Genomic DNA, 10,646 nt, shown 5'->3' on the forward strand with positions numbered 1-10,646 from the left:
CCTCCGCCCCGTCTCCCGGACGCGGACCGCCCCCGCCAGACGGCCGCCCCGGCGCCGGGCCCCGACCAGACCCACGGCGGCACGACACCCCAGGGCCTGCCCGGGAACACCTCGCCGCAGCAGGGACACCAGCCCGCCTCCCCCTACGGCACCACACCCCCGTACGGCTCCCCTCGCGACGCCACACTGCCGGACCACGCCTCGGCGCAGCACGGTGGCCCCGCCCCGGCCGATCCGGCCGTCGGCACCCAGCCCGTCGCGTCCACCGCCGGTGGCCCCGTCAACTACAGCCACCCCGGCCGTCAGACCACCGCGCCACCACCGCCTCCGCCGACCGCGCCACCGGCCCAGCCGGGTCAGCCCGCGCGGCCGGTCGCCGGTGACGCGACGGGCTGGTCCATGGAGGAGCGGCTCTACAACCAGGTGTGGGGCATGTTCGAGGACCTCGCCCGCACCACCGCTGCCTATCGCAGCGCCGTCGACTTCGCCGAGTCGCGCATGGAACAGGAGTTGGACAAGGTCCTGTCCGACCCGCGCAGTCGCATCAGCGGTCAGGGCGACGCCGCGCGCGAGGCCGCCCGCGCCAAGCACGCCCAGCTCGTCGACCAGGCCAGGGCCGCCCTCGACCGCGACCTCGCACAGCTCAGGGCCGAGGCCGATGTCGTCGAGCCCGCGCTGCCCCCGGCCTTCGCGAGCTGGGACAACCCGGTCTGGCACGGCTACCGGGTGCCGATGGAGATCCCGATGGCCCTGCGCCTGGGCGACCTCCATCTGCCGGAGAGCGAGGACGTGAGCATTCCGATGCTGGTCCGGCTGCCGCTGGAGCGCGGGCTGTGGATCGACAGCGGCCGCTCCGGCTCCCGTGACTCGCTCGCCGACTCCGACGAGCTGCGCCGTCGCGCGCTGGACACGGCAGTGGCGCTCGCCGCGCGTCTGCTCGCGGTCTACCCGCCGGGCGAGTTCACCGTGCACGTCGTCGACGCGGCCGGGGCGGGCTCGTCGGCGCTGGCGCCCCTGGTGGGGGCCGGTGTGCTCGCCGGACCGCCCGCCGCCGGAGCCGCGGGCGTCTCCGACGTCCTGGGGCGGCTCACCCAGCGCGTCGACCTCGTACAGATGGCCGTGCGCGGCGGCGCGGCCGACGCGCTGCCCCCGGGGTTCGACCCGGCCGAGCAACTGCTGATCGTCAATGACTTCCCGCACGGCTTCGACGATCGTGCCGTCACCCAGCTCCGCTATCTCGCGGACGAGGGCCCGGCCGTCGGCGTCCACCTGATGATGGTCGCCGACCGGCAGGAAGCCGCCGCCTACGGGCCGTTGCTCGACCCGCTGTGGCGTTCGCTGATGCGACTGACGCCCACCCCCGACGACCACCTGGCCGACCCCTGGGTCGGGCACGCGTGGACGTACGAGCCGTCGAGCATCCCGCCCGGCAGCCGGGTCATGCACGACGTGCTCGCCCGCGTCGCGGACGCCCGCCGCTCCTGGAACCGGTGAGGACCGTCCCGTACCAAGCCCTCGCAAAGCCGCTTGACCTGCTGTTTTGATACTTTCTTTGCCTAGCCCTTTACCTACTCTTGGTGATTGGGTACTCTTTTCGTGCGGAGGGGAGTACTCCCTACTTGCTGCGGCGTACCCGTCAATACGGATCAATCCTGATCCCGGGGCGTCGGCCCGGCGGCACCAGGCGTTGTGGAACGCCTTGGAGGACCGGGTGGAAGAGACCTCCGGTAGCGACGACGCTGCTATTTGCCGTTACGTACTGCCGGAGGCGCAGTGGATGTTTCCACGACCCTATGGGTCTTGACAGTCATGGGCCTTGGCGCCCTCATCGCGGTCGACTTCTTCATCGGCCGCAAGCCGCATGACGTGTCCATCAAGGAAGCCGGAATCTGGACGGTCGTCTGGATCGCCCTGGCCGCCCTCTTCGGACTCGGGCTGCTCGTCTTCGCCGGCGGCCAGCCGGCCGGAGAGTTCTTCGCGGGCTTCATCACCGAGAAGTCCCTGAGCGTCGACAACCTCTTCGTCTTCGTCCTGATCATGGCGAAGTTCTCGGTGCCCTCGCAGTACCAGCAGCGGGTGCTGCTGGTCGGTGTGCTGATAGCCCTGGTGCTCCGCGCGATATTCATCGCCGCGGGCGCGGCGATCCTCGCCAGCTTCGCCTGGGTCTTCTACATCTTCGGCGCGTTCCTGATCTACACCGCCTGGAAGCTGATCCAGGAGGCCAGGGCCGACGAGGCGGAAGAGGACTGGGAGGAGAACAAGCTCCTCAAGGCCGTCGAGAAGCGCTTCGGTGTCGCCGACCGCTACCACGGCACCAAGCTGTGGATCGAGCAGAACGGCAAGCGCGTCATGACGCCGATGCTGGTCGTGATGCTCGCCATCGGCACCACGGACGTCCTCTTCGCGCTGGACTCGATCCCGGCGATCTTCGGCCTGACCCAGGACCCGTACATCGTGTTCACCGCCAACGCGTTCGCGCTCATGGGCCTGCGACAGCTGTACTTCCTGATCGGTGGCCTGCTGAGAAAGCTGGTCCACCTGTCCTACGGTCTGTCGGTCATCCTCGGCTTCATCGGCGTGAAGCTGGTGCTGCACGCCCTGCACGAGTCCGGCGTCCACGTACCGGAGATCTCCATCCCGGTCTCGCTCGGCGTGATCTGCGCGGTCCTGATCGTCACCACGATCACCAGCCTCCTCGCTTCCAAGAAGCAGGCGCAGGCAGATGCCGAGGCGGCGCAGGAGAAGGCCGACGGCACCGAGAAGGACAGCGTCGAGGCCTGACGGAGGCCGACACCGCACAGTTATCACTGATGGGGCCCCGCACGAGGGAGACGCAGAACCACGGCGTCCACCGAGTGCGGGGCCCTTTCACGTCTGAAAGGATCACCGCATGCTCGCTCGGCTCCGGTCGCTCACGACACGATGGACCGATGTCGTCCCGGTGGCCGCGGTCGTCCTGCTCGCTCTCACCTGGGGACGTGATCTGCCCGCAGCGGCCGTCGCCCTGGTGACGCTGGTGCTCGCGGGAGCCGTACTGGCGGCCGTCCACCACGCCGAGGTCGTGGCGCACCGGGTCGGTGAACCGTTCGGCTCCCTCGTCCTCGCCGTCGCCGTCACGATCATCGAGGTCGCCCTGATCGTCACCCTGATGCTCGACGGCGGCGACAAGAGCGCGACGCTCGCCCGCGACACCGTCTTCGCAGCCGTGATGATCACCTGCAACGGCATCGTCGGCATCTGCCTGCTCGTCGCCTCACTGCGCCACGGAATCGCGGTCTTCAACCCCGAGGGCACCGGCGCCGCCCTCGCCACGGTCGCGACGCTGGCCACGCTCAGCCTGGTGCTTCCCACCTTCACCACCAGCAAGCCGGGCCCGGAGTTCTCCACGGCACAACTCACCTTCGCCGCACTGTCCTCACTGGCTCTGTACGGCCTGTTCGTGGCGACGCAGACCGTACGCCACCGGGACTACTTCCTGCCCATCACCCGGCTGGGCGAGGTGATCACCGAGGACGACCACGCCGAGGCTCCGTCGGCCCGCACCGCCCGGACGAGCCTTGGAATGCTCGGCCTGGCGCTCGTCGGCGTGGTCGGCCTCGCCAAGGGCGTCTCGCCGACCATCGAGTCCGGTGTCGACGCGGCGGGACTGCCGCACGCCGTCGTCGGTGTGATCATCGCCCTGCTCGTGCTGCTGCCCGAGACGATCGCAGCCCTGCGCGCGGCCCGCCGCGACCGCGTCCAGACCAGCCTCAACCTCGCCCTCGGCTCAGCCATGGCCAGCATCGGCCTCACCATCCCGGCCGTCGCCCTGGCCTCCGTCTGGCTCTCCGGACCACTCGTCCTCGGCCTCGGTGCCACCCATATGGTGCTGCTCGCCCTGACCGTCGTGGTGGCCTCGCTGACCGTGGTCCCGGGACGCGCGACACCACTGCAGGGCGGGGTCCATCTGGTGCTGTTCGCGGCGTACCTGGAGCTGGCGGTGAACCCGTAGGAGCGGCGTCGGTGCATTCGTGTCGCCGGTGTCGGTGCGTGCGTGGCACGGGTGTTCACCCCGCGGTGGCCTCAGCCTCCGCCGTCGTCGCCAGGGGCACCGGCCGGGTCTCCGGCAGCAGTGCGAAGCAGCCCAGGCTCAGCAGGGCGATCCCGGTCAGATACGCGGCCACACCCCAGGGCACCCGTCCGCCCTGGGCCACGGCGGTGGCCACGATCGGTGTCAGGGCGCCGCCCAGTACCCCGCCGAGGTTGTAGCCGACAGCGGCCCCGGTGCAGCGCACCCGCGGCTCGTACAGCTCCGGCAGGTACGCGGCGATGACGGCGAACATCGTGACGAACGCGAGCATCGCCACGAGGAAGCCGAAGAAGATCAACAGGGGTTCACCGGTCGCCAGCAGGGCTACCATCGGGAACATCCACAACACGGTGACGGAACAACCGATCAGGCACATCGGGCGCCGCCCGTACCGGTCGCCGAGCACCGCCGCCACCGGTGTCAGGGCGCCCTTCACCACCACGGCGCCCATGATGCAGGTCAGCATGACCGTACGGCTGACTCCGAGCCGCTCGGTTCCGTACGCGAGGGACCAGGTCGTCACCGAGTAGAACACCGCGTACCCGATCGCGAGTGCCCCCGCCGTCAGCAGGACGAGCCGCCAGTGGCCGCGCACGACCTCGGCGAACGGCACGCGCGCGGGCTCGTCGATCTGCAGGAACTGCGGGCTCTCCGTGAGCGACGACCGCAGCCACAGCCCTGCGACGGCCAGTACGCCCGCCGCCCAGAACGGCACCCGCCACCCCCAGGCGGCGAACTGGGCCTCCGTCAGGCCCGCCGACAGCGCCAGCATCACCCCGTTGGCCAGCAGGAACCCCACCGCGGGCCCGACCTGCGGGAAGCTCGACCACAACCCGCGCCGATCGGCCGGCGCGTGCTCCGCCGTCAGCAGCACCGCGCCGCCCCATTCCCCGCCGAGCCCGAGCCCCTGAAGGAAACGCAGCACCAGGAGGAGGAAGGGGGCGGCCGCGCCGATCGAGTCGAACGTGGGGACGCAGCCGACAGCCACCGTCGCGCCTCCGGTCAGCAGCAGCGAGGCGACGAGCACCGGCCGCCGCCCGTGCCGGTCCCCGATGTGCCCGAACAGCACCGAGCCGAGCGGTCGCGCCACGAACCCGACCCCGAAGGTCGCGAAGGCCGCGAGGGTCCCGGCCAGGGGCGAGAACGTCGGGAAGAACAGCGGCCCCAGGACGAGAGCCGCCGCCGTCCCGTAGACGAAGAAGTCGTAGAACTCGATGGCCGTCCCGGCGAGCGAGGCGGACGCGAGTCGCAGCATGGAAGGCGGCTTCACGGTCTGTGCAGCTTGCATGCCGCTTCAACTACCCACGGTGACAGGCGGTTACGGGGGCGTGCGGAGGCCCGTTCGAGGCCAATGAGGCTCAGGAGGCGTCAACGGTCTCAGTAGGTCACCGAGATGCGCCGGGCGGGCCCGTCGACCCGGATCACGCCCCCGTAAGGGATGACGAGCTGGGGATCGGTGTGTCCGAGATCCACGTCGAAGACGATCGTGGTGTCGGGGGCGTACGTCCGCATGGCGCGCAGAACGGCCTCCCGCTGTCCGGCCGCGTAACGGGCCGCCTCCGCAGGAGTGTTGGGCTGTTCGAAGGACCAGGCCTTGGGACGGCCCATCAGGAGTGCCGGGAAGCGCTGGAGCAGACCGCGTTCGCCCATGTTCCGCAGGGTGCGGAAGACCTCCTCGCCGCTGGGCATGTCCTCCGAGGTCTCCAGGACGAGCACGCCGCCGTCGAGGACGGAAAGGTCGCGCGGCACCTCGCGGTCGGCCATCAGCAGCCAGCCGAGGATCTCCAGACAGCCGCCCCAACTCCGGCCCTCCACCACGCGGTCGGGGTTCACCCAGGTCCATCCGGCGCCGGGCACGGTATCCGGCTCCGCGTCGAAGGTCGCCGGGTCGGCCCAGTCGCGATTGACGTCGTTGAAGCGCTCGGCGGGCCGCAGCTCGTACGGTCCCGAGGTGAACAGGGCGGCGCGCAGGGAGTCCGCGGTCAGCGGGTCCATGGCGCAGGACCTGCCCAGCGAGGTCATCACGGTCCCGCCGTGGTAGCCGACGATTCCCGTGTTGTACAGGAACGCCAACAGGTTGGTGTTGTCGCTCATGCCGAAGAACGGCTTGGGGTTGGCCCGCAGCAGTTCCCGGTCGAGGAAAGGCAGCACGGTGATCTGGTCGTCGCCGCCGATCGACGTGAACACCGCCTTGATGTCCGGGTCGGCGAAGGCCGCGTGGATGTCGCCGGCCCGCTGCTGCGGTGTCGTGTCCATCTTCCGGGTCGTCGGGTACTCGACCGGTTCGAGGCCGTACTCCTCACGTAACCGCCGCAGGCCCAGTTCGTAGGGCCGTGGGAAGAGCTCGGGCAGGCCGGCGCCGGGGGAGAGGACGGCGACGCGGTCGCCGGGGGAGGGCTTGGGAGGGTACGAGGGTGTGGTCATGCGGGGAGGGTACGGCCTCCTGCCCCACGGTTTCACCGTGATAAACCGGGGTTCAGCAGCGGTCCCGACGGGCCGCCCACCCCGAACGGACCGGAGGAACCGTGCCCCGCAGCCTGGCCAATGCCCCGATCATGATTCTGAACGGCCCCAACCTGAACCTTCTGGGTCAGCGTCAGCCCGAGATCTACGGCTCCGACACGCTCGCCGACGTCGAGGCGATGTGCGCCAAGGCGGCGGCCGCGCACGGGGGCACCGTGGACTTCCGGCAGTCCAACCACGAGGGCGAACTCGTCGACTGGATCCATGAGGCACGGCTCGCCCACAGCGGGATCGTCATCAACCCGGGCGCCTACTCGCACACCTCCGTGGCGATCCTCGACGCGCTCAACACCTGTGACGGGCTGCCCGTGCTGGAGGTCCACATCTCCAACATCCACAAGCGCGAGACGTTCCGGCACCACTCGTACGTCTCCTTGCGCGCCGACGGGGTCATCGCCGGCTGCGGGGTGCAGGGCTATGTGTTCGGCGTGGAGCGGGTCGCCGCGCTGGTGGGGGCGGGAAAGGCCGAGGCGTAGGGCTCCGTCGGCGGGGTGCCGAGGCGGGCTGCCCGGCCTCCCGGCGAACGGGGCGGTAACGCCCGATCTCCAGGCGGACGCCCCTTACAGACGGCCCGCTTCCATGATCCGTCGCAGGAACTGCCGCGTGCGTTCCTGCCGCGGGTCGCCGAAGACCTGCTCCGCGGTGCCGTGTTCCAGCACCACACCTCCGTCCAGAAAACACACCTGGTCGGCGACGTCGCGGGCGAAGCCCATCTCGTGCGTGGCCAGCACCATCGTCATGCCGTCGTCCTTCAGGTCACGGACGACGTTCAGGACCTCGCCCACCAGCTCCGGGTCGAGGGCCGCGGTGATCTCGTCGAGCAGCAGCAGCCGGGGGCGTACGGCCAGGGCGCGCACGATCGCCACGCGCTGCTGCTGGCCGCCGCTGAGCCGGTCGGGGTACGCGCCGGCCTTCCCTTTCAGCCCGAGGCGGTCCAGGAGTTCATGGGCCCGTTCCTCGGCCTCCGCACGGCCCACGCCGTGCACCCGGCGCGGGGCGAGGGTGATGTTGTCCAGCACCGTCATGTGCGGGAACAGGTTGTACGACTGGAAGACCACGCCGATGCGGCGGCGCACCGCGTCCTGGTCGGCGCGCGGGTCGGTGATCTCCTCGCCGTCCAGCCAGATCGCCCCGTCGTCGATGTCCTCCAGGAGGTTGGCGCAGCGCAGCAGCGTCGATTTGCCGGACCCTGAGGCGCCGATCAGGGCGGTCACGGTGTGCGGGGCGACCTCCAGGTCGACGTCCCGCAGCACGACCGAGCCGCCGAAGGTCTTGCGCACGGACTCCATCCGCAGCACGGGGGAGGCCGCGGAGGGGGCCGCGGGCTCTCGGGTCTCGCTCATGTCGTACCTCCCTGCGCCCGCTGCCGGTCCATCCGGGCGGTCACCCAGTCGGTGAAGCGGGTCATCGGAATGGTCAGGGCGACGAAGACCAGTCCGGCGACGATGTACGGCGTGTAGTTGAGGCTGCGGCCCACGATGATGTCCGCGGCGCGTACGGCGTCGATGGCGCCGCCGATCGAGACCAGGCCGGTGTCCTTCTGCAGCGACACGAGGTCGTTGAGAAGGGGTGGCACCTGGCGGCGTACAGCCTGGGGGAGCACGACGTGCCGCAGCGCCTGCCGGTTGGTGAGGCCCAGTGAGCGGGCCGCCGCGCGCTGCGAGGGATGGACGGACTCGATGCCGGCGCGGAACACCTCGGCGACGTACGCCGAGTACGTGAGCGTCAACGCGGTGCCGCCCAGGAGCACCGGGTCGACGCTCACGCCCTGGAGCCTGAGCGCGGGGACACCCAGCACCACGATCATCAGGTTGATGATCAGCGGCAGCCCGCGGAAGAAGTCGGTGTAGGCGGCGGCCAGCGCCCGCAGCGGGAAGAACACCGGGCCGCGAAGGGTGCGCGCGACGGCGATGAGCATGCCGAGGACGAGCACGGCGACGCCGCAGATCAGCAGCAGCCGGACGTTGAGCCACAGTCCTTCGAGGACCTTGGGGAGCGCCTCGCGCGCGTACTCCGCGCTGAAGAACGTCTCCTTGGTCCGCGGCCAGCCCGGCGCGTTGACGACGACGAGGTAGAGCACGATGCCCGTGAGCAGGGTCGACAGGGCGGCGATGCCCGTGGCGCGGCGGGCCCGGGTGCGCTTGTAGTGCTCCCGGTCGAGCCGCCGCCGCGAGGGGACGTAGCCGTCGTCCGCGCCGGGCATGCCGCCGCCGTCGGCCGCGTCCTCCCGGCCGGGCTCCTGCTTCACGACCGTCACTTGAGGACCGGGGCGTCGACGGCGTCGGAGAGCCACTCCTGCTCGATCTTCGCCAGCGTGCCGTCCTCGCGCAGGGCGTCCACGGCGGTCGTCACGCAGGACGTGAGGGCGCTGCCCCTGTCGAGGACGAGCCCGAACTGCTCGGGCGTGCCGCCCTGGTTCTCGAACTGGCCGACGATCTTCGCGTCCGTCACCTCGGCCGAGGTGATGTAGAACGCGGTCGGCAGGTCGACCACGATCGCGTCGATCTGGCCGTTCTTCAGCGCGGACTTGGCCTGGTCGTTCTTGGCGTACGCGGCGGCGTCCTGGGTCGGCTTCACCACGTCGTCGATGTAGTCCAGGCTGGTGGTGCCGACCTGGGCGCCCAGGTGCAGCTTTCTGAGGTCGGCTATGTTCGTGGCCTTCGCGGCCGCGGAGCCCTTCAGCGCGACGACTGCCTGGCGCACGTCGTAGTAGCCCGACGAGAAGTCCACGGCCTTCTTGCGCTCGTCGCTGATCGACACCTGGTTGATGTCGAAGTCGAAGGTCTTCGCCCCCGGCGCGAACGCCTTGTTGAAGGGCACGCTCTGCCAGACGACGTCCGCCTCGGCGTAGCCGAGCTCCTTCGCGACGGCGTACGCGACCGCCGACTCGAAGCCCTCGCCGTTCTTCGGGTCGTCGTCCCTGAACCAGGGCTCGTACGCCGGTTCGTCGGTGGCGATCGTCAGCTTGCCGGAGGTCTGCGTGCTCAACTCGCCCTTGGCGCAGGACGCTCCGGACGCCGAGGCGGAGGCCGGGCCGGAGGCGTCCTCCTCCGGCTGCGGGGCGCAGCCCACCGCGACGGTGGCGAGCAGGGCGGCTATGGCGGCGGAGACGGCACGGCGCGGGGAGCGCGGGGCTCGCAGGACAGGACGCATGGCGTGAGATTGACAGCGCGACGTCGTGTTTGTCGAGGTCACATGGCTCATTGTCCGCATTCTGGGAACGTGTGTTGCATTCATGTGAACGCTCGGGCGGGGCCGCCGGCCGGGGGCGGGGATTGGAGGCCGGCGGCCCGTCCGCGCGGGAGCCGTCATCCCGTGCGGACCTGCTTCCAGTGGACTACGCCACGGCGTGCGCCGGGAGCGCGCGCGTGGCATCGGCGCGTGCGTTCGATTCACACGGGGCGCGTGAGGGCGCGCTCGCGCCCCCCCCTGCCGGTCGACTCACCAACTGCCTTGCGCCACCGGGGAGTTCACCAGCCTCGCGCGCGTCACTCCGGCAGGTGCGGGCGCTCCGCGCCGAGCGTCGTGTCGTTGCCGTGGCCCGGATAGACCCATGTCTCGTCGGGGAGGGCTTCGAAGATCTTCGTCTCCACGTCGTGGATCAGACTGGCGAACGCCTCCGGGTCCTTGCGGGTGTTGCCCACCCCGCCCGGGAACACGCGGTTGCCCGGAGAGCGCTACTGGCCTTGTTGGCGTGGTGTCGTCAGGGTGAGGCCCTTTCCGGCGAGGCAGCCGTCAATGACGTTGCTGGGGTACCGGCTCTGGCGGAGGCCCTTTCTGATGGTGCGCATCAAGTGGTCCTCACCCTGCTGGTGCAGCAGGTCCTGGCCGAACCGGCCTGGGAGGAAAAGCTGAGCGACGAGGACCGGCGTGGCCTGACCGCGCTGTTCTGGTCCAACGTCAATCCGTAGGGCACCTTCCGCCTGGACATGAGCAAGCGGCTCGACCTGGGGCCGGCGGCTGCCGTGCCCCGCTCCCGCTCAGCGGCGGACATCGCCGAGCGATCGAGTGCGCAGACGCGATGGGCCGTCGCGGGGCCGCCGGCGGCCCGCCC

At 70.4% G+C, this 10,646-nt stretch carries 9 protein-coding genes and 1 pseudogene; 4 read left to right on the forward strand and 6 right to left on the reverse strand.

The window, feature by feature from the left end; all coding sequences use genetic code 11:
• The 3 genes from AWZ10_RS21215 to AWZ10_RS21225 form a co-directional block, all read left to right on the forward strand.
• Positions 1–1,494 (forward strand): hypothetical protein (locus tag AWZ10_RS21215; protein WP_060891821.1); only part of this gene is annotated, 1,494 nt, incomplete at its 5' end.
• Between the two features lie 279 nt (positions 1,495–1,773).
• The gene (locus tag AWZ10_RS21220) at positions 1,774–2,781 is read left to right on the forward strand and encodes a TerC/Alx family metal homeostasis membrane protein (protein ID WP_078935385.1); all 1,008 of its coding nucleotides are present in this window, start codon (positions 1,774–1,776) and stop codon (positions 2,779–2,781) included.
• Positions 2,782–2,890: 109 nt separating this feature from the next.
• Positions 2,891–3,991, forward strand: a complete 1,101-nt coding sequence (locus AWZ10_RS21225) for a calcium:cation antiporter (protein ID WP_046705401.1) — start codon at positions 2,891–2,893, stop codon at positions 3,989–3,991.
• Positions 3,992–4,046: 55 nt separating this feature from the next.
• On the opposite strand, the gene AWZ10_RS21230 is transcribed toward AWZ10_RS21225, so the two are convergent.
• The gene (locus AWZ10_RS21230) at positions 4,047–5,324 is read right to left on the reverse strand and encodes an MFS transporter (protein ID WP_046705402.1); all 1,278 of its coding nucleotides are present in this window, start codon (positions 5,322–5,324) and stop codon (positions 4,047–4,049) included.
• A 122-nt stretch (positions 5,325–5,446) separates the two neighbouring features.
• Positions 5,447–6,493 carry a S66 family peptidase gene (locus tag AWZ10_RS21235; protein WP_046705403.1) on the reverse strand — a complete coding sequence of 349 codons (1,047 nt, stop codon included), beginning with the start codon at positions 6,491–6,493 and terminating at the stop codon, positions 5,447–5,449.
• A gap of 101 nt (positions 6,494–6,594) precedes the next feature.
• Between AWZ10_RS21235 and aroQ the strand changes: the two genes are divergently transcribed.
• Entirely contained in the window at positions 6,595–7,068 is a 474-nt protein-coding gene (gene aroQ, locus AWZ10_RS21240) for a type II 3-dehydroquinate dehydratase (RefSeq protein WP_037693152.1), read from the forward strand.
• 84 nt (positions 7,069–7,152) lie between these two features.
• Here the strand turns inward: aroQ and AWZ10_RS21245 are convergent, their stop codons facing one another.
• The 4 genes and pseudogenes from AWZ10_RS21245 to AWZ10_RS47910 all read right to left on the reverse strand — a co-directional run.
• Entirely contained in the window at positions 7,153–7,935 is a 783-nt protein-coding gene (locus AWZ10_RS21245) for an amino acid ABC transporter ATP-binding protein (RefSeq protein WP_208618537.1), read from the reverse strand.
• Complete coding sequence (locus tag AWZ10_RS21250) at positions 7,932–8,849, reverse strand: amino acid ABC transporter permease (RefSeq protein WP_046705404.1); 918 nt, start codon at positions 8,847–8,849, stop codon at positions 7,932–7,934. Before AWZ10_RS21250 ends, AWZ10_RS21245 begins: the two co-directional genes overlap by 4 nt.
• Entirely contained in the window at positions 8,846–9,745 is a 900-nt protein-coding gene (locus AWZ10_RS21255) for an ABC transporter substrate-binding protein (protein ID WP_046705405.1), read from the reverse strand. Before AWZ10_RS21255 ends, AWZ10_RS21250 begins: the two co-directional genes overlap by 4 nt.
• Positions 9,746–10,080: 335 nt before the next feature.
• Positions 10,081–10,260 (reverse strand): annotated as a pseudogene (locus AWZ10_RS47910) (MBL fold metallo-hydrolase); the annotation flags it as partial.
• Positions 10,261–10,646: the final 386 nt, after the last annotated feature.

The organism is Streptomyces europaeiscabiei (assembly GCF_001550375.1).
GTDB lineage: Bacteria > Actinomycetota > Actinomycetes > Streptomycetales > Streptomycetaceae > Streptomyces > Streptomyces europaeiscabiei.